Source organism: Neorhizobium vignae (assembly GCF_000732195.1).
Classification (GTDB): Bacteria; Pseudomonadota; Alphaproteobacteria; order Rhizobiales; family Rhizobiaceae; genus Neorhizobium; species Neorhizobium vignae.
In genome coordinates this window covers 33,903-53,561 of record NZ_JNNU01000028.1, presented here as the reverse complement: position 1 = coordinate 53,561, position 19,659 = coordinate 33,903, and the positions used below count along the sequence as shown (strand labels likewise).

General features: G+C 63.7%; 15 protein-coding genes. 9 read left to right on the top strand and 6 right to left on the bottom strand.

Annotated elements, in window-relative coordinates:
* Position 1 precedes the first annotated feature (1 nt).
* Together GQ59_RS27790 and GQ59_RS27785 are read left to right on the top strand one after the other, a co-directional pair.
* The gene (locus tag GQ59_RS27790; RefSeq protein WP_037087571.1) at positions 2-985 is read left to right on the top strand and encodes a DUF1839 family protein; all 984 of its coding nucleotides are present in this window, start codon (positions 2-4) and stop codon (positions 983-985) included.
* Positions 925-3,465 carry a glycoside hydrolase family 2 protein gene (locus tag GQ59_RS27785; RefSeq protein WP_432762615.1) on the top strand — a complete coding sequence of 847 codons (2,541 nt, stop codon included), beginning with the start codon at positions 925-927 and terminating at the stop codon, positions 3,463-3,465. Before GQ59_RS27790 ends, GQ59_RS27785 begins: the two co-directional genes overlap by 61 nt.
* Here GQ59_RS27785 and GQ59_RS27780 read toward each other — a convergent pair.
* Positions 3,433-5,292, bottom strand: coding sequence for an alpha/beta hydrolase (locus tag GQ59_RS27780; RefSeq protein ID WP_244448081.1), 1,860 nt, complete (start codon positions 5,290-5,292; stop codon positions 3,433-3,435). The two genes, GQ59_RS27785 and GQ59_RS27780, sit on opposite strands and share 33 nt — an antisense overlap.
* Positions 5,293-5,348: 56 nt before the next feature.
* The gene (locus GQ59_RS27775) at positions 5,349-6,398 is read right to left on the bottom strand and encodes a glycoside hydrolase family 5 protein (protein WP_037087602.1); all 1,050 of its coding nucleotides are present in this window, start codon (positions 6,396-6,398) and stop codon (positions 5,349-5,351) included.
* A gap of 312 nt (positions 6,399-6,710) precedes the next feature.
* Here GQ59_RS27775 and purU point away from each other — a divergent pair, with 312 nt between their 5' ends.
* The 3 genes from purU to GQ59_RS27760 all read left to right on the top strand — a co-directional run bounded on the left by purU (position 6,711) and on the right by GQ59_RS27760 (position 10,956).
* Positions 6,711-7,595, top strand: a complete 885-nt coding sequence (gene purU / locus GQ59_RS27770; RefSeq protein ID WP_037087570.1) for a formyltetrahydrofolate deformylase — start codon at positions 6,711-6,713, stop codon at positions 7,593-7,595.
* 85 nt (positions 7,596-7,680) lie between these two features.
* Positions 7,681-10,326 carry an aminotransferase class III-fold pyridoxal phosphate-dependent enzyme gene (locus GQ59_RS27765; protein ID WP_037087569.1) on the top strand — a complete coding sequence of 882 codons (2,646 nt, stop codon included), beginning with the start codon at positions 7,681-7,683 and terminating at the stop codon, positions 10,324-10,326.
* Between the two features lie 432 nt (positions 10,327-10,758).
* Positions 10,759-10,956, top strand: coding sequence for a hypothetical protein (locus GQ59_RS27760; RefSeq protein ID WP_007765631.1), 198 nt, complete (start codon positions 10,759-10,761; stop codon positions 10,954-10,956).
* A gap of 54 nt (positions 10,957-11,010) precedes the next feature.
* Here GQ59_RS27760 and GQ59_RS27755 read toward each other — a convergent pair whose 3' ends face one another.
* Both GQ59_RS27755 and GQ59_RS27750 read right to left on the bottom strand, forming a co-directional pair.
* Positions 11,011-11,247, bottom strand: coding sequence for an Lrp/AsnC ligand binding domain-containing protein (locus tag GQ59_RS27755; RefSeq protein ID WP_007765628.1), 237 nt, complete (start codon positions 11,245-11,247; stop codon positions 11,011-11,013).
* A gap of 53 nt (positions 11,248-11,300) precedes the next feature.
* Entirely contained in the window at positions 11,301-12,239 is a 939-nt protein-coding gene (locus tag GQ59_RS27750) for a LysR family transcriptional regulator (RefSeq protein WP_037087567.1), read from the bottom strand.
* A 98-nt stretch (positions 12,240-12,337) separates the two neighbouring features.
* On the opposite strand from GQ59_RS27750, the gene GQ59_RS27745 reads away from it, so the two are divergent.
* The 3 genes from GQ59_RS27745 to GQ59_RS27735 are packed head-to-tail and all read left to right on the top strand — an operon-like array spanning position 12,338 to position 16,221.
* On the top strand, positions 12,338-13,621 hold the full coding sequence (locus GQ59_RS27745; protein WP_037087566.1) for an NAD(P)/FAD-dependent oxidoreductase: 1,284 nt from the start codon (positions 12,338-12,340) through the stop codon (positions 13,619-13,621).
* Positions 13,622-13,677: 56 nt separating this feature from the next.
* Positions 13,678-15,219, top strand: coding sequence for an L-piperidine-6-carboxylate dehydrogenase (gene amaB / locus GQ59_RS27740; RefSeq protein WP_037087564.1), 1,542 nt, complete (start codon positions 13,678-13,680; stop codon positions 15,217-15,219).
* Between the two features lie 3 nt (positions 15,220-15,222).
* Positions 15,223-16,221: a P1 family peptidase gene (locus GQ59_RS27735; protein ID WP_037087562.1), complete on the top strand. Its 999-nt coding sequence runs from the start codon at positions 15,223-15,225 to the stop codon at positions 16,219-16,221.
* Here the strand turns inward: GQ59_RS27735 and cobD are convergent.
* Positions 16,214-17,242 carry a threonine-phosphate decarboxylase CobD gene (gene cobD / locus GQ59_RS27730; RefSeq protein ID WP_051904237.1) on the bottom strand — a complete coding sequence of 343 codons (1,029 nt, stop codon included), beginning with the start codon at positions 17,240-17,242 and terminating at the stop codon, positions 16,214-16,216. The two genes, GQ59_RS27735 and cobD, sit on opposite strands and share 8 nt — an antisense overlap.
* Here cobD and cbiB point away from each other — a divergent pair.
* Positions 17,241-18,206 (top strand): adenosylcobinamide-phosphate synthase CbiB, encoded by a 966-nt coding sequence (gene cbiB, locus GQ59_RS27725; RefSeq protein ID WP_037087560.1) that lies wholly within the window; start codon positions 17,241-17,243, stop codon positions 18,204-18,206. The two genes, cobD and cbiB, sit on opposite strands and share 2 nt — an antisense overlap.
* Here the strand turns inward: cbiB and GQ59_RS27720 are convergent.
* Positions 18,190-19,659 carry a cobyric acid synthase gene (locus GQ59_RS27720; RefSeq protein ID WP_037087559.1) on the bottom strand — a complete coding sequence of 490 codons (1,470 nt, stop codon included), beginning with the start codon at positions 19,657-19,659 and terminating at the stop codon, positions 18,190-18,192. The two genes, cbiB and GQ59_RS27720, sit on opposite strands and share 17 nt — an antisense overlap.

Below are 19,659 nucleotides of genomic sequence, written 5' to 3'. Positions count from 1 at the left end.
AATGACGGCGGTATTTCCGGCGCTCGATCCGGCCAACTACAGGACGCATGCGCTGCATTCGGCCGAGCGCATGTGGCCGGAGACGAATTGTTACGTCGATCTGTGGATCGAGGTGCTTTCGGCACAAGGCCTGCCGCCGGAAGCCATGCTCGGTTTCACCCTGACCCAGGATTTCGAGGGCGACCAGTTCACCTTCTTCAAGGTGCCGCTCGAAGACCTCGAAACCCTGTTCGGCATCCGCGTGACGGAACTGGCGATCTTCGACCGGCCGGAATGGCATGTTGCGGAGCAGATCCGCCGCGGCCGGCTGACGCTGCTCGAACTCGACAGCTTCTATCTGCCTGATACGCGCGGCGTCGCCTATCGCCAGGAACACGGCAAGACGACGGTCGCGATCAACCGGCTGGACCTCGAACGCCGCGAGCTCGACTATTTCCACAATGGCGGCTTCTTCACCCTTTCCAGCGAAGATTTCGATGGCCTGTTCCAGTTGAACGCCGGACCCGAGGCGCTGCCCTTCCTGCCCTATACCGAATTCGCCAAGTTCCCCGCCGCCTATCCGGACGCGAGGGAAATTCGGGAAACCGCCTGGAAGCTGCTCAGGCATCATTTTCCGCGGCGGCCGGAGGACAATCCGATCCGTGCGTTCGGGAAAGTCTTCCCGGCGCAGGTGGAGCGGATCGCCGAGAGGGACTTCGGCTTCTTTCACAAATATGCGTTCAACACGCTGCGGCAGATTGGCGCCAATTTCGAGCTGCTGGCGAGCCATCTCGCCTGGCTGAACCACAAGGCGTTCGCTCAGCCTGAACAGCAGGCACTGAGGATTTCGGAAGTGGCGAAATCCACCCAGTTCCAGCTTGCCCGCGCCATTACCCGCAAGAAGTTCGAGCCGCTCGCAACAGCGCTCGATCCGGCCGCCGACGCATGGGACCTGCTGATGGGGGACCTGGCATCAACGCTGAGCCACGCCCGCGAGGCCGCGTGAGCCTTCTTATCCCGATCGGATCAAAGACCAGCCTTCTTACCGATGGCTGGTCCTTGGCGTTGACGGAGCCGGGCGCCTGCTCTCTGCCGTCCGATCTTCCTCCGGATCTGGAATGTCTCCCGGCCATGGTGCCCGGCACGGTCGCCGCGGCCCTGGAAGCCGCCGGCCGCTTCGACCGTAACAAACCCGAGCCGCTGATCGACAAGGATGCCTGGTATCGCTGCCGGCTTGCCGGTGAAGCGCCCGGGCCGGCGATCCTGCGGTTTGCCGGGCTTGCGACTGTCGCCGATGTGTTTCTCGGCGAGACGCTGATCCTGTCCTCGACAAGCATGTTCGAAAGCCACGATGTCGCGGTGGAACTGACGGGCAGCGAAACACTGTCGATCTGCTTTCGAGCCTTGAAACCGCATCTGGAAAAGACCGGACCTCGTGCCCGCTGGCGTCCTCGGCTGATGAACCGCCAGGGTCTCCGCCTGATCCGCACGACCGCACTTGGCTTCATGCCGGGGTGGTGTCCGGAGGTTCATGCGGTGGGCCCCTGGCGGCCGGTTTCGGTGCTGCGCATCGCCGATAACCGCTTGGCTTCGGCCCCCTCGTCCGGCCCTGCGGGACACCCTCTCCCCGCTGGGGAGAAGAGGGAGCTCGCCGTCTCCGCCGAGCTTGATAAAAGCGGAGCAGGCCTTCTCAAGGTCAGCCTTGCCTTTGACGGATCGTCCCACGATCTCCGACTCGTCTGCAATGGCAGGGAGACACATTTTACAAATGACGGCGGCCGATATTCCGCCGAGCTTCACCTGCCGGGTATAGAACCCTGGTGGCCGCATACCCATGGCGCCCCGGCGCTTTACGACGTGATACTCCAGATCGACGGCGAAGAATTCCCGCTCGCCCGGACCGGCTTCCGCAGCCTGGAGATCGATCGCGGCACGGACGACAACGATTTCGCCGTCATCGTCAACGGCGAGAAGATATTCTGCCGCGGCGCCGTCTGGACCTCCGCCGATATCGTCAACCTGCCGGGCGATCGCGCCGGCTATGAGCCCTGGCTCAGGCTCGCGAAAGACGCGGGCATGAACATGATCCGCATTCCGGGCATCGTCACCTATGAAAGCCCGGAATTCTTTGCGCTGTGCGACGAACTCGGCCTGCTGGTCTGGCAGGACCTGATGTTCGCCAATTTCGACTATCCTGCCGGCGATCCGGATTTCGTGATTCACGTGAAAACGGAAGTCGGGCAGTTCCTGGCGGCGACGCAGGCCTCGCCGTCGCTTGCGGTCCTTTGCGGCGGCAGCGAAATCTATCAGCAAGGCGCCATGCTGGGCCTGCCGGAACGGATCTGGAAAGGTCTGCTCTGCGAGGAGATCCTTCCTGCCTTGGCAGCCGATTGCCGGCCGGACCTGCCTTATGTGGCGAACTCGCCTTCCGGCGGCGCCTTGCCTTTCTACCCGAATGCCGGCGTCGCCCATTATTACGGTGTCGGCGCCTACAAGCGGCCGCTCGAGGATGCGCGGCGGGCGAATATCCGCTTTGCAGCCGAATGCCTGGCTTTCTCAAACCTCTCCGACTCGGAAACGCTGGCCGGCGGCAAGTCCGGAATCCCCCGTGATGCCGGCGTGGACTGGGATTTCGAGGACGTTCGCGATCATTACCTCGGCACGCTTTACGATGCCGATCCGCAGATGCTGCGGGCGCAGCAGCCAGAACGGTATCTCGCCCTCTCCCGGGCGGTGACCGGAGAGGTGATGGAAACCGCTTTCGCCGAATGGCGCCGGCCCGGATCGACCTGCAACGGCGCGCTGGCCTTTACCTTCCAGGATGTCATGCACGGTCCCGGCTGGGGCGTGGTCGGCGTCGACCGCACGCCGAAACCTGCCTGGTTCGCGCTGAAGCGGGCCTTCCGGCCGGTCCAGGCCATATTTGCCGACGAGGGCACCAACGGGCTCGATATCCACCTTCTCAATGAAACGCCCGCCGACCTGCCGGTGGTTCTCGAACTCGCCTGCCTGCGGGACGGCAGGATGCCCGTCGTATCCGGCCGCCGAGACCTGACGCTTGCTTCTCGCAGCAGCGAAAGCATCGCCTCGACCGATCTGTTCGGCGCCTTCTTCGACACCAACTACGCCTACCGTTTCGGCCCACCCTCTCACGACGTGACGGTTGCGCGGCTGAAACATGCGCAAACGGGGGAGATTGTCGCAGAGGCTTTCCATTTCCCGCTCGGACGCGCCCGCGCTTTCCACGATGCCGAGATTGCGGTTTCGGTCGCAGAGGGCGACGGAGCGTTCTGGCTGGAGCTTTCGACGGACATCTTTGCGCAATCGGTCAGCATCGAATGCGCCGGCTATCGTCCCTCGGACAATGGCTTTCACCTGGCGCCGGGGGCAATCAGGCGCATCCGCCTTGCCGCACTCCCGGACGCCGCCGGCAGACCCGGCGGCACGATCCGTTCACTCGGCAGCGACCGCATCCTGCGTTTTTGAATAGGCGAGCTCTTCCAGCGGAAAACGGAAAGCCATTTGCCTGAGAGCCTTGAGATAGGCAGCGCGGGCATGCTCCGGCGTCAGATTGTGGTCGGCATCCGGAATGATCTCCGCCGATACATTGGGGAACCGGCTCAATCCGGACCCGTCATGGCCGAAATAGAAGTCGTATTGTTCGAGGCCGAGATCATTTTCGCTATAGATCAGCGAAACGGAGGTGCCGCGCTGGTGGAGGGTGCGGAAAGCGCCGTAGATCGCCCGGCCCTCCGGCAGGAAACCACGAAAGGCATGCAGGATCTTGTGCTTAGCTCGGTTGCCGAGCCCCTTCGCGATATTGCGGGCCGCGACAATGGTATCGACCTCACCTCGGATGATGCGCTTGAACGTTTCGGCTCGCAGGGCCCGCCTGCGATAGTCCTGCAGGCTGCGCGTGCCGTTGACGATCGCATCCTCCACCGACCGGCCAGGCGACCAGCGAAACACGGCGGGATTGACGGATACATTGCCGGCGATGCGGGGTTCGGCGACCGAAGCCTGAAAGCCGAGATAGGCACCGCTGCAGCGGCCTGCGGTAACGACCGGCGTCAGGCGGCGGCTTTGAAGAAAGTCGATCGCCTCCGATACATCGGCAATTTGGGTGGAATGATAGAGAACCTGCTCCGGCCGGCCCGGCACCGGCGGGCTATCTCCTGCATTGGCGGTATCGAAACGCAGCGAAGGAATGCCGGAGCGGGCGAGCGACCGGGCCAGCGCCACCGTCGAGCGCCCCCAGCCGGCATGCCTGTCGTAGGCCGATGTCAGGAAAAGCACCGTGGCGCCCGCACGGCCGTGAATCGGCTCGCAGAGGACCCCGAACAGCCGATCGTCGAGGCCGAAACGAACCGGGATTTCCGTGAAACCGTCACCGACGAGCGGCTCCGCCTGCACCGGCGTGCGGTGTGCCGCGGAGGGTGCCTCACCGGGTAACGCAACGATCCAGTCCGCCAGCTTGTCCGCCACCGGGAGCGGCAGTCTCGCAATCGCGGGATTGGAGACCAGCTGGTCGTAACCTTCGAAAGCCTGCTCGGTCACATCCGACCCGAGCGCCCGGAGCCGCGCGGCGAATTGCGTGTCGGCCGGCCGGTCGGCCCGCCCGACGACCAGAACGCGTGGCGCGGCCTGCCGATCGATCATCAGCAGATTGACCTTGCGAACCTCGTCGGCGATCTGGCCGGGCATGGTGTGCGAGGCGATGGACACGCCGGCCTTGTCGCGCTGCCCGTCGGCAAGGCCCAGATTTTCATCCACCACCCTGGACCAGACCGCAAGCTCGCGAATATGCAGGCGACCGGAAACGACCGGAGCCATATAGGCAATGCCGGCCAGATCTTCGAGCCTGTCGGCGGCTTTGGTCGCGACGACCGCCCCCAGGCCTTGGGAAACGAGGACGATCCGCTCGCAACCGGAAAGCGCCTTGAGATGCGTGGCCGCGGAAACGAGGCTGTCGGACCAGACGGAAAGCCCGCCCTCGAAATCGAGGTCGTCAAGCGCATCGCCGGTACCGGGATAATCGAACCGCAGGCTGGCGATGCCGCGATCGGCAAGCCTTTCCGAAATGATGCGCCAGAACTTGCGCGTGCACATTTCCTCCAGTCCCCAGGGGCTGGCAAACAGCACCGCCACGCCGGACGGCGCGATTCCCGCGGACGATGGCGTGAAAAGCCCGACAGTGCCGCCGAACGTCAGCGGTTGCGAAGCCGAGCGTTGAGGCAGGGGCGGGGTTTCCCCGGCGGCCGGGGATTTATGTCGAGCGTCCATCATGGTCGTGCCGGCAGGTTTTTTGATCACTGCACCAGCAATACGTCCGGCCTTGCTTCCAGGCGCTTAAACCATCCGGCGCAATTTTACCGATCGCAGCCGGATTGTTCCGAAAAGACGCGGGAGAGAACCTGCATCTGCGGTCGGTCGCCGCCTTTGGTCGGCTGGATGTTGAGCGGTTCGTTTTCCGGCCACCATTCGCCGCCGGCCCAATAGGACCAGCCGAGCCAGACATCGGCGCCCTGCTCGACCGTTCGGACCATCTCGGCAAGCGCCGGCAGGCAGTCCGGAGTGGCCGGGACTGCGAGTTCTCCCAGATATCCGCGCTGTCCGTGTTCCCGAAGCCAGCCGGCCACATCGCCGATCGCCTTCACGGCGTCGGCTGCCCGCGAGCACTCGGTGTTTTTCCCGGAGAAATCCGTGTCCAGGTATTGATGGACCTCATAGGCATAGTTGTCCTGCGGGTCGGAAATCGCGAGCATAGCCGCCGCGTTCGGGGTGCCGTAATCGCCGGCAAGCCAGCTATGGGCACCCGTCCAGGCGGTGCCCGGTACGAGCACGAGATTGGCGGCTCCCGTCTGGCGGATCGCGCCGATCGCGCTGTTGGCGGCGGAAAGCCAGTCTTCGGCCGAAATGCCATAGGGTTCGTTCATCAGGCCGAAGGCGATCCCGTCGATGCCGGCTGCTGCGGCGGCGAGCCGACGCCAGAAATCCGCGAATGCGCTCTGCGGCACGGTTTCGGAGCCTATCGGCTGGCCGCGAAACCGCCCGTAATTATGCGGATCGAGAATGACCGCCATGCCGCCCGCACGGATCAGCCGGACCGTATCGAGCAGCCGCTCGAGCTCGGCGGAATCGAGCCCCTTGTAGAGCTGCGGCTGGAGCCTTTCCCAGAGAAAAGGCAGGCGCACCGTGTTGAAGCCCTTGCCGGCGAAATAATCGATCGTTTCCCGGGCGGGATAGATATAGCCCTTGCCGTATTCGTCCCCGAGACTGCCGAACTCGGCGCCGGCCAGGTTGACGCCGCGCAGGCAGGCGGTCTTTGCCTCGGCCGCTCCGGCCGCTACCGCCAGGGACACCAGAACGCCCAGCAAACGCGAGACGCCGCGGTCGATTTTTCGAGACCTCTGCTTCAAGTCTTCCTCCAGTGCGAAGCCGCAACCTGCCACCATAACCTTTAGCAAATGCGAATCGTTGCCCGAAGCGCTCCCGCGGCGGTGATGCGCGCGCCGACGCCGCAAAGGGAACGGAATTTTGGGTGGCCGGCTTTAAGGTCGGCAGGTAAGAAGCTCATCTGGACAGACAAACAAGACGGGCTGTACACATTCCAGAACCAAGCCTGGGCCTCGCCGGGCATTTTCCTGTCCTGTATGGGGCCGGATATTGTCCGGCGCCAAATTTATGTATACACGGAGTGGCCGACCGATGGCAGAGGAGGGAGAATTTGCATGAACAACTATGTCCTGACCGTATCCTGCAAGACGACGCGCGGCATTGTCGCCGCGATTTCCGGCTTTCTGGCCGAAAAGGGTTGCAACATCATCGACTCATCCCAGTTCGATGACCTCGACACGGGCAAGTTCTTCATGCGCGTCAGCTTCCTCTCCGAAGAAGGAGCGGAACGTCCGGCACTGCTCGAAGGCTTCAAGCCGATTGCCGAGCGGTTCGAGATGGATTGGGAGATCTTCGACACCGAAGAGCGCATGAAGGTGCTGCTGATGGTGTCGCGTTTCGGCCATTGCCTGAACGACCTGCTCTACCGCTGGAAGATCGGCGCCCTGCCGATCAACATCGTCGGCGTCGTCTCCAACCATTTCGACTACCAGAAACTGGTCGTCAACAATGACATTCCTTTCCACCACATCAAGGTGACCAAGGAAAACAAGCCTCAGGCCGAAGCCCAGCTTCTCGATCTGGTCGAACAGAGCGGCACCGAACTCATCGTGCTGGCCCGCTACATGCAGGTCCTGTCCGACAATCTCTGCAAGAAGATGTCCGGCAAGATCATCAACATCCACCACTCCTTCCTTCCGTCGTTCAAGGGTGCCAATCCCTACAAGCAGGCCTATACGCGGGGCGTGAAGCTGATCGGTGCCACGGCCCATTACGTCACCGCCGATCTCGACGAAGGTCCGATCATCGAGCAGGATACGGTGCGCATCACCCATGCGCAGTCGGCCGATGACTATGTTTCGCTTGGCCGCGACGTCGAAAGCCAGGTCCTGGCGCGCGCCATCCACGCCCATATCCATCACCGCACCTTCATCAACGGCAACCGCACCGTCGTCTTCCCGCCGAGCCCGGGCTCCTACGCTTCGGAGCGCATGGGCTGAGGCTCATCCAAAGTCGGTAGAAAGGCCTATGGACGCGAGCTTTTAACGCTCTATCCTCTTCGGAAGCGCCCTTCCGGAGAGGTTCATGTCCGACGTACTGCCAGAACTGATCGAGCCTCCCGCAAATGACCTTCCGATCGAAGCGATCGAGGACGTTCTACGCGACCATTACGGGCTTTCCGGGCAGATCTTCCCGATCGAGGGCCGGCAAAACCCTTATTTCCTGATCGACAACGGCCACATGCGCTACCTGCTCAAGGTGGCGCCCGCCGAAGGGCCTATCGAGGAGATCGAGGCTGAACACGCCCTGATGCGCCATATCCTGCGCAGCCCGGACGGGCCGCGGGTTCCCGAACCGGTGGTGACCAGGGATGGAGGCGACACGCTCGTCCTGCCGCTCGGCGGCGAAGACCGGCGCATCCGGCTCCTCACCTTTCTCGACGGCACGGCCCCGCCGAGTGGCGAGAGGCTGCCGGACCAGGCCGTGGCGGCCTTCGGGGCGATCTCTGCAGCACTTGCAAAGAGTCTGTTGGATTTTGAACATCCGATCCTGCAGCGCGAGCCGGAAGGGGACCTGCGCAAGGCCGGCCCGCAGACGGTCACGCTTCTGTCCGCCGTCGCCGACCAGGAAATCCGAGACGTGATCGCCAAGGCGATGGTGACGGCGCTCCGGCGCATCCAGCCGCTCGGCCCAAGCCTGCGGATCGCGGCGGCGCACCAGAACATCAACGGCGAAACCGTCGTCGGCGAGGATACGGACGGCGCATGGCTGCCGACCGGCGTGACTGATTTCACCGGCATTTCCAACGGCTGGCTGGTCGCCGGTTTCGCCAATACCTGCGCCTATCTGCTCGCCGACCGCGACGGCGATCCTTTCGCGCTGCTGCCGGCGATCCGCGCCTATCATGACATCCATCCGTTCACCCTGAACGAACTCGAGGCGCTGTGGCCGCTGGTCGTCGCCCGCACCGGCATTCTCGCCGCCGAAGCCGAAAGCCGTCAGACCGGGTCACCCGACGACCCGCAGGCCAGGGAAGACGCAGAGAAACGCCGCGCCGTACTGAACACCGCAACGACCATTTCGCCGGCACAGGTGTTTGCGGCCATCCTTGATGCGACGGGCATGGAAAAACCGCTGCCGGAGATCGGCCGCCTCCTGCCCGATATCGACCCGGACACTTTCCGGCTGGTGGACTTGAGTGTCACCAGTCCGCTTCTTTACGGCGGAAACTGGACGGACGCCGACAACGACTGGAAGCTGCTTGCCCATATTGCCCGGGAAACCGGCCGCGCCAGCACCCGTTACGGCGAATACCGGCTTTCCAAAAGCAGCACCGACCCGCAGCAGGAACCGGAAAGTTTCGCGCTTCACATCGATGCCTGCATACCCGCCCGGATGCCGGCGGTGGCGCCTTTTGCGGGTACGCTGAAAACCGCCGGACCCCGCCTCGTCCTTGTCGGCCGCGACCTGACCCTGCATGTCGAAGGCCTGGAATGCGTGCTGGCCGAAGAGACAGAACTCGCCGCGGGCGACCCGCTTGGCGTCATCGCGGGGGCCGAAAATTCCGTCGGCGGCCTGCGCCTCAGGTTCTGCCTCGATCCGGATCTGGTGCCGCCCCTCTTCTGCAAGCCGACCGACGTGGGCACATGGTCTAGATTGTGCCCTTCGCCGTCGGCGCTGCTCGGTATCGACGCGAATACCCCGGCTCCGGGATATCCCGACCAGCCCGTCCGCGGCTGGAAGGAATACCTCTTCGATGCGACGGGCCGCAGCGCGCTCGATCTTGGCGGCCGGGCGCCGCTGATCGGCTACGGGCATCCGCGCCTTGCTGCCGCGACCTACCGGCAGACCATCCTCCTCAACCGCGCCGCAGGCCACCCATCTGAGGCGGAGGAGGCTCTGCGCGCGCAACTGACCGAGCTTGCGCCCGAGGGGCTGAGCCATGTCTTTTTTGTCTCTGGCCGCGCGGCGGCGCTGGACCTCGCCTTCAGGCTTGCCCGCAGCCATACCACCAAGCGTGGCATCATCGGGCTGCCGGGGCTGCGGATGGATCGACGGGATCCGGACTTCTTCGCCGTCCCGTCCGTTGGAACGGCAACCGACATGATCCACGATCTCGATGATGTCGCTGCAGTGCTGGCGCAGGGTTATGGCGAGCCCGCGAATCTGGACGAGCCCCTGACGGAACTTCGTCAGAAGGCCGGTCTGCTGATCGTCGACGAAACCGGAACCGGTTATGGCCGCCTCGGACACCACACCTGGGGCTTTTCGCACCGCGGGCTCGCGCCGGACATCGTATTTGTGGACGGGCCGGACGGCGGCGCTCCGTCGTTTCTCATGACACGGCCCGAGATCGCCGCAAACCTCCCCACGGACCTGCACCCGCCGGCGATCTGCCCCGTCGGGGCAGCCTCCGCTATCGCTGCGCTCGACGTCGTCCGGGAGGAAAAAATGCGCGAAAATACGCGCGAGATCGGCAGCCATCTGAAGATACGGCTTGAAAGCCTGGCCGAACGTTTTCCCGCAATCTCCGCCGTATCGGGGAGCGGGCTGCTGCTCGTCATCGATCTCGCCGAAGAAGCGGCGGACCTCGGCAAACGGCTGCGACCCGGCATTGTCGCGGATATCGGTGCTCCCAGACGCCTCGTCCTGCGTCCGCCACTGTGCTTCAGCCGCCAAAGCGCGGACGGGCTTGTCGATCGGATCGAGACCCTGCTCTCGGAAATTTGAGCTGGCCGATCCGGTCCTTGCCGGAAATTTTCCACCGTCGATCCTTGCTTGGGTGGAAAAGCCACCTATCTCTGGGCTGACGGGCGGCGGCCAAGAATCGCGAATGAAATTTCACAATTCGGCCTTCTTCCTGTCATCAGTCGGAAAAAAATTCTAGGTAGATTGATTTTCGTTGATCATTTTGTGGGATTCGCCTACAGATGATTTCCGTTCGGCCTGCTGAGTCTGGCTGATTTTCGCGCAACACCATGAAGGGAGAGTGACATGTTTAAATTCGTCCGCGTCGCCACCTTTGGTGAGGTCGCGTTCAAAATGAATGGCACGGATCGCCGCTCCCTTCCGTGCTGTCGAATGTAACGCTTCAGTTCAATCGTTCCTGAAAATTTTCATTCGCCAGAGCTGCGTCGCAAGCAGCCAAAGCGGGAGTCTGCCATGCAGAAGCAAGTAATCGAATTCGGCGGCGAGCCCGTCGGCATTGTCATTCCTGACGCGGACCGGCTGAAGTTCATCGCCGTGAAATTCCATGTCATCGATCTGGACGAGCAACGTTTCGGCTCTGCCGACGAGGTGCGTCTGGCCATCCGCGAGCTGGTTCGCTCGCGCAACAGCGCCTCGGCGGCGCATGTCTGATATTTTTTAAGTTCAGTTCCAAAAGCCGCCCAATGGGCGGCTTTTTTATTGGGCCTAGAACGCGGTAAAAGTCATCGTCGTCAGCGAGCGCTCGATGCCCGGGATGGAAGCGATCTTCTCGTTCACGAAACGGCCGATCTCGTCGTTGTCCTTGATATAGACCTTCAACAACAGATCCCAATCGCCGCTGGTCGAATAGAGTTCGGAGGCGAGCTCGGTCTTGTAGATGGCGTCGGCAACCTCGTAGGTCTTGCCGGGCTTGCAGCGGAGCTGGACGAAAATAGGTTTCATGGACGTCTTCCCGTCGGTCGGATCGCCTTCGCGATCATGATGGACATGCCCGACTATTGGCCGATGCGGCCGCCGTTCGCAAGCGTATCCTGGCGAATCTCTTGCGTGTGGATTTCCCGGATGATCCAGTCCCGGAAGGCGGCAAGCGGCGGGTAGGTGGCCCGGTCAGGCGGATAGGCGAGATGATATTGGCCGGTCTCCATCCTCTCGGCGTCCACAGCCGGCACCAGCAGACCCTGCTCGAGTTCCCGGCCGATCAGGAACCGCGGCAGCAGCGCGGCACCGAGGCCGGCGGTTGCCGCCTCGACCATGGTGATGAACTGGTCGAACAGCATCCCATGCAAGGCATCGAACGGGATGCGGTTCTTCGAGAACCACAATTCCCAGGCGTCCGGCCGCGTATTGAGATGCAGAAGCGGCGCCTGCAGCACGTCGGCCGGAGTTTGAAGATTGTGCCGCGTCCTGAACTCCGGACTGCATGCGGGCAGCACTTCTTCATCCATCAGGAAGGTAAGCGCCGCACCCGGCCAGCGAGCCGCACCGAAATGAATGGCGGCATCCAGCGTGTCGAACCGGAAATCGAACGGTTCGAGCCGTGTGATCAGGTTCACGACCATGCCCGGATGCGCATCGAGAAAACGCCCGATCCGCGGCGTCAGCCAGCGCGTGCCGAAAAACGGCAGGATGGCAAGGTTCAGCGTGCCGCCGGAGGGATTGGCCCTGAGATTGAGCGAAGCATGCGAAATGCGCCTGAGCGCCTCCCGCACCTCGCGGGCATAACCGTCGCCGGCAAGCGTCAGCCGGATCGTCTGGCGCTCGCGCAGAAACAGCGCCACGCCGAGCTGTTTCTCCAGCGCCGAAATCTGACGGCTGACGGCGCTCTGTGTCAGGCCGAGCTCGTTTGCCGCCGCCGTGACGCTGCCGGTGCGGGCAGCCGCCTCGAAGGCGGAGAGCAACGAGAATGACGGGAGAAAGCGCCGGGGCGGCAGCATGTCATTCCTCCAGCGAATGATCTGTTGAGAACATGTCGATATTCATCGATAACGGCTCCCTGTAAAGAGTTGGCGATCAACGCTCCCGGACAATCATCATGCTGAACGATCCCCGCTCTCACGGCCTCTGGGAAAAGACCGCCCCCGCCCCGCCGCTCACCACCCGGCTGGAGGAGGCTATATCGGCCGACGTGGTGATCGTCGGCGGCGGCTACACGGGCCTTTCGGCGGCCCTGCATCTCGCAGAGGCCGGAACGGATGTCGTACTGCTCGAAGCCGCGGAGATCGGTTTCGGCGGCGCCGGCCGCAATGTCGGCCTCATCAATGCCGGCATGTGGGTGATGCCCGACGATTTCCCCAAGGAACTCGGTCCCATCTACGGCGAACGCCTGCTCGACCTGCTCGGCAGCGGCCCTGCCCTGGTCCGCGAACTGATCGAGAAACACGCCATCGCCTGCGAACTGGAAAAGAGCGGCACGCTGCATTGCGCCGTTGGTCCGGAAGGGCTGAAGGAACTGGTGGAGCGCGCTCGCCAATGGCAGAAGCGCGGCGCGCCGGTGACCTTGCTCGATGCCGCCGAGACGGAAAGGCGTGTTGGTTCCAGTGCCTATGCCGGATCGCTGCTCGACATGCGCGCCGGCACGTTGCAGCCGCTTGCCTATGCGCGTGGTCTTGCCCATGCGGCGGTGAAGGCCGGCGCCAAGCTCCATACCGGCAGCGCGGTGACCGGCACGGATGACGTCAACGGCCGGAAGGTCGTCAGGACGGCCTCCGGCGAAGTGACCGCCGATTGGATCATCGTCGCGACCGACGCCTATAGCACCGGCCCTTGGGAGCAGGTGCGCCGCGAACAGGTCTATCTGCCCTATTTCAACCTTGCCACCACGCCCCTCGGCGACAACCTGCGCCGCTCGATCCTGCCCGGTCGAGAAGGCTGCTGGGACACCAAGGACATCCTCTCCTCCTTCCGCATGGACCAGGCCGGCCGGCTCGTTTTCGGTTCGGTCGGCGCACTGCGCGGCACCGGAACGGGTATCCACAAGAGCTGGGCGCGGCGCTCGCTGAAACGGCTCTTTCCGCAGCTCGGAGATGTGGAATTCGAGGCCGAATGGTATGGCCAGATCGGCATGACCGACAATGCTCTGCCGCGTTTCCATAAATTCCGCCGCAACGTCCTCGGTTTTTCCGGTTACAATGGCCGCGGCATCGCCCCGGGCACGACGTTCGGCAAGCTGCTGGCACGCCATATCCTCGGCGAGGTTTCGGAAGCCGACCTCCCGCTGCCGCTGACCGAGGTTCAGGAACCCGGCTTCCGCGCCATCAAGGAAGCTTATTACGAAACGGGCGCACAGGTCGCCCATTTCGCCGGCGAGCGGTTCTGATTGCGAAACCGCCACCGACTTGTAGATTGACGAAAATTACACATCCGGAGACTGACATGACGCTCGCCACTCTCGATCTCGCCGCTGAAGTGAAAAACATTCTGGGCGGTCTCGGCGTAAAGGCCGAAAGTTATACCGGCGGCACGCTCGCCGTCCGTTCGCCGATCACCGGCAAAGAGATCGGCAAGCTGCCGGAAGAAACCGCCGCAGGCGCCGCAAAGGCGATCGATGCTGCCCACGCAGCCTTCCTCGAATGGCGTCTGGTGCCGGCCCCGAAGCGCGGCGAACTGATCCGCCTGCTCGGCGAGGAACTGCGCGCAGCCAAGACGGCGCTCGGCCGGCTGGTTTCGATCGAAGTCGGCAAGGTCACCTCCGAAGGCCTCGGCGAAGTGCAGGAAATGATCGACATCTGCGATTTCGCGGTCGGCCTTTCCCGCCAGCTCTACGGCCTGACCATCGCCACCGAACGCTCCGAGCACCGGATGATGGAAACCTGGCATCCGCTCGGCGCGATCGGCATCATTTCCGCCTTCAACTTCCCGGTCGCCGTCTGGTCCTGGAATGCGGCGCTCGCCATCGTCTGCGGCAATTCCACCGTCTGGAAGCCGTCCGAAAAGACGCCGCTGACCGCGCTCGCCACCCAGGCGATCTTCGAAAAGGCGCTCGCCCGTTTCGTCGCCGACGGCGGAAAGGCACCAAAGAACCTCTCGACCCTTCTGATCGGCGGCCGCGACATCGGTGAAGTCCTCGTCGATCACGACAAGATCCCGCTGGTTTCCGCAACCGGCTCCACCGCGATGGGCCGGGCCGTCGGCCCGCGGCTTGCATCGCGCTTCGCCCGCTCGCTGCTGGAACTCGGCGGCAACAATGCTGCGATCGTCGCCCCGACCGCCGATCTCGACCTGACGCTCCGCGGCGTCGCCTTCGCCGCCATGGGCACGGCCGGCCAGCGCTGCACCTCGTTGCGCCGTCTGTTCGTGCATGACAGCGTCTACGAAACGCTGGTGCCCCGTCTCGCCAAGGCCTACCAGTCCGTGACGATCGGCAGCCCGCTCGAAAACGGCAATCTCGTCGGCCCGCTGATCGACAAGGCCGCCTACGACAAGATGCGAGATGCGCTGGAAGCCGCCAAGGCCGAAGGCGGCAAGGTGACCGGCGGCGAACGTGTTCACCAGGACGAGGCGGCAGACGCCTATTATGTCCGCCCGGCGATCGTCGAGATGCCGGCCCAGACCGGTCCGGTCAAGGATGAGACTTTCGCCCCGATCCTCTACGTGATGAAATATTCGAGCTTCGACGAGGCGCTCCACCTGCACAATGACGTGCCGCAGGGCCTTTCCTCCTCGATCTTCACCAATGACATGCGCGAGGCCGAAACCTTCGTCTCCGCCCGCGGTTCGGATTGCGGCATCGCCAACGTCAATATCGGCCCCTCGGGCGCCGAAATCGGCGGCGCGTTCGGCGGCGAGAAGGAAACCGGCGGCGGCCGCGAATCCGGCTCCGACGCTTGGCGCGTCTATATGCGCCGCGCCACCAACACCCTGAACTACGGCCGTACCCTGCCGCTCGCGCAGGGCGTCAAATTCGACATCGAATAACCGATGGCGAATAGGCTGAATCTGTTGACGGATATCGAAGGCGTGGCCGTCGGCCACGCCACCGATCTTGCCCTAGGGTCGGGCGTCACCGCGATTGTCTTCGACGAACCGGCGATCGCCTCCGGCTCCGTGCTCGGCGGTGCGCCGGGCGGGCGGGATACCGCCCTGCTCGATCCTTCCATGACTGTACAGACTGTCGATGCCTTCGTTCTGTCCGGCGGCTCTGCCTTCGGGCTGGATGCGGCCGGCGGCGTGCAGTCGGGCCTGCGCGAGATCGGCCGCGGCTTCCAGGTCGGCAGCGTCCGCGTGCCGATCGTGCCGCAGGCGATCCTGATGGACCTGCTGAACGGCGGCGACAAGGACTGGGGCCTGCATTCGCCCTATCGCGAAATGGGCTACGAGGCGTTCAAGGCCGCCGCCAAGACTCCATTCACCCTCGGAACCATCGGAGCCGGCACGGGCGCCACGACCGCGACGTTCAAGGGCGGCATCGGCTCGGCAAGCGCCAAGTCATCTTCCGGTCATTGGGTTGCGGCGCTCGTAGCCGCCAATGCGCTGGGCTCGGCGACAATCGGCGAAGGCCCACATTTCTGGGCGGCTCCCTTTGAGGAAAAGAAGGAATTCGGCGGTCTTGGACTGCCTCCCACTTTCGACAATCGCATGCGCCTCAAGGGCCGCAACGTGACCTCAACGACCATAGGCGTCATCGTCACCGATGCCGTGCTGACCAAGGCGCAGGCGCACCGGCTTTCCATCCTCGCCCATGACGGCCTCGCCCGGGCGATCCTGCCGGCGCACCTGCCGTTTGATGGCGACACGATCTTCTCGGCGGCGACTGGCGCTAAACCGTTAAACGACCCGTCGGATTTCATGGAAATCTGCCATCTGGCGACGCTGGTGACCGCCCGAGCCGTAGCCCGTGGCGTCTACGAGGCGACGGCCCTGCCCGTTGCAAACGCCCAGATCGCGTGGCGCGACAAATTCACTTCGCCGGCTAAATAGTTTTCAAGGCTCCTTCGAGCCGTGGCCAGTCGCTCTCGCTGGGAAGGCCGATCCTCAGATCATCGGGTCGTTCCTCGAACCGGCGCACAAGAATGCCCTGCTCCCCGAGGTGCCGGAAAATCACCTGCGCCCGCGGATCGCGGATGAAGCGGAAGAGCGATGTTCCGCCTACAACAGGTATTCCGGCAGCGCCGAGCAGAGCATCCAGCCGCGCCGCTTCCTCTTTCAGCTTCAGCCGCATCGCATTCTGCCATGCGGTATCGCCGAGCGCCTCATTTGCCACGTGCAATGCCGGGCCGGACACCGCCCAGGGGCCGAGCCGGTTCTGGATCCGCGCGATCGTTTGCGGGTGCGATATCACAAAGCCGAGCCGCAGGCCGGCCATGCCGTAGAACTTGCCGAAGGACCGCAGTACCACCAGTCCGCCGGCATCGACCGCGTCGGCGACGCTTGACGCTTCCGAAACGTCCATGAAGGCCTCGTCCACGACCAGCAGCCCGCCCTTTGCACGCATGATTGCGGCAAGCGCCAGAAGATCCGCACGGGGGACGATACGGCCGGTCGGGTTGTTGGGATTGACGATGACGGCGAGGTCCACTTCCGTCAGCCGATCCAGCTCGGCGGTTTCGCTGACCTCAAAGCCAGCCAACCGCGCCGCGCGGGCATGCTCCGCATAGGTCGGCGAAAGAACCGCAGCCTGGCCTTTCCGCGCGATCAGATCGGCGACCATCGGCAATAGTATCTGCGTTCCCGGCCCCGCCGCGACATGTGCCGGCGAGGAGGCACCGTAGGCAGCAGCGGCAAGGGCCTTCAGCCTTTCCGCCGATGCGACGTCAGGCAGTCGCGTGAAAGCATTGTCGGGCAGGGGCGAATGCGGATAGGAATGCGGGCTGATACCGGTGGAAAGATCGACCCAAGGTTCCGGCGCATGTGGAAACAGCGCCCGGGCGCGGGAAAGATTGCCGCCGTGCTGTATCGGATCGCCAATTTCTTCGCCAATCTCAGGGTCTGCCAACTTCATGTTCCTTCTCGCATTTTTCGCCCTGATCGTGGAGCGCATCGTGGGTTATCCGGACTGGCTGTTCCGGCGCATCGGTCATCCGGTCACCTGGATCGGCGCACTGATATCCCGGCTCGACCGCGATCTGAACCGCGAAAGCGACGACTTCTCCACGCGCAAGCGAAAGGGCGTTTACGCGCTTCTGGCACTTCTCGGCATCACCATCCTGCTCGGCCTGGTGATCGAATACGACCTGAGAATGATCCCCCTCGGGCCGATCCTGCTGGTCGTGATCGCTGCGAGCCTGCCGGCGCAGAAGAGCCTTGAAACCCATGTCGAGGCCGTCGCGACGGCGCTGCGGGACGGAGGCCTGGACGCCGGACGGAAAGCGGTCTCGAAAATCGTCGGGCGCGATCCGGAAAAGCTCGACGAAGCGGCCGTCTGCCGCGCGGCGATCGAGAGCCTCGCCGAGAATTTTTCGGACGGCGTCGTGGCGCCGGCCTTCTGGATGGGGATCGGCGGTCTTGCGGGTGGCGTCGGCTACAAGGCGGCCAATACCGCCGACAGCATGATCGGCCACAAGGTGCCGCGATACGAAGCCTTCGGCTGGGCGGCCGCGCGTTTCGACGACCTCATAAACCTGCCCGCCTCGCGCCTGAGCGCCCTTCTTTTCGTGGTCGCAGCGGGCTTCATCGATCACGCCTCGCCGGGCAACGCGATCCGGGCCATCAGGCGGGATGCCCGCCATCACCGCTCGCCGAATGCCGGCTGGCCGGAAGCGGCGATGGCCGGCGCGCTCGGCATTGCGCTCGCCGGACCGCGCAGCTATGGCGGACAGATGATCGAGGCCCGGTTCATGGGCGAGGGCGGCCGTTCCGAACTCAACTACGACGACATCCGCCGCGCGCTGAAGCTTGCCCGCGTCGCCGACGCCCTGCTGATCGGCCTTTTCGGCCTCCTGGCGCTGATCATCTGGCAAGTTTGAGCAGTCCATCGAGATCAAGGTGCTTTTCCATGTGGCCGGCCAGCCGGTCAAGCACCGCATCGACGCCGGCCTCGTAATCCAGGCCTGATTCCGAGCCGCCGAGCCGCGTCAGCCATGCCGACCGCTGCCGGTCGTCCGAGAACAGTCCATGCAGATAGGTGCCCCAGACCCGGCCATCCGCCGATATCGCACCTTCCGAATTACCGCCGATCACGGAGAACGGTCGCACGCAATCGGCACCGGTGGTTCTCCCGATATGCATTTCATATCCGGACAGGGAGATTCCGTCGAAACTCGCGCCCGCAACGGCTTCCAGCCGTTTATCGCCCGCAAGAACCGTCTCGACATCCAGCAGGCCAAGCCCGTCGATCGAGCCGGGCGGCCCTTCCGTCCCTTCCGGATCGGAAATCGTCTTGCCGAGCATCTGGTATCCGCCGCAGAGACCGAGCACCCGCCCGCCGCGGCGGACATGCGCGGCGATATCCACGTCGAAACCGGCCTCCTTCAGCGCAGCCAGGTCGGATATCGTCGCCTTCGAACCGGTGAGCAGCACGAGATCGCAATCGCCGGGGATGACCTGCCCCCGCCGGACCCGGATCAGATCGATATCCGGCTCCGCTTCCAGCGGATCGAGATCGTCGAAATTGGAGATATGCGGCAGGATCGGCACTGCGATCCTGATCTTCGCACCCGCCTTCCGTACCGAAGGCGCATTGAGGCCCAGCGCATCTTCCGCCGGCAGCCGGGCCGCATCGGAAAAATGCGGCAGCAGCCCGATCGACTGCCAGCCGGTAAATTCTTCGATCATCCGCATGCCCTCGGCAAACAATGCCGGATCGCCGCGAAACCGGTTGACGATGAAGCCCCGGATCATCGCCGCATCCTCGGGATCGAGCACCAGCTTTGTGCCGGCAAGGCTGGCGATCACCCCGCCGCGGTCGATATCGCCGATCAGCACCACCGGCACGTCGGCGGCCCGGGCAAACCCCATATTGGCGATGTCGTTATGGCGAAGATTGATTTCCGACGCACTGCCGGCGCCTTCGACCAGGACGAGATCGGCCTGGTCGCGGAGGATATCGAAACTTTCCAGAACCCGCGGCATCAGTGTCCGTTTCAGGATCTGATACTCGGCGGCCTTGGCATTGCCTTCGACCTTGCCCTGAACTACCACCTGCGCGCCGACCTCGCTCTGTGGCTTCAAGAGCACCGGGTTCATATGGACGCTGAGCGGCACCCCCGCGGCCCGCGCCTGCAGCGCCTGCGCCCGGCCGATCTCGCCGCCATCCGCGGTGACCGCCGCATTGTTCGACATGTTCTGCGGCTTGAACGGCATGATCTTCAGGCCGCGCAGCGTAAAGGCGCGGGCAAGTCCGGCCACGACCAGCGACTTGCCCACATCCGAGCCCGTTCCCTGAAACATCAGCGCCCGAGCTGGCTTGATCCCGGCCAT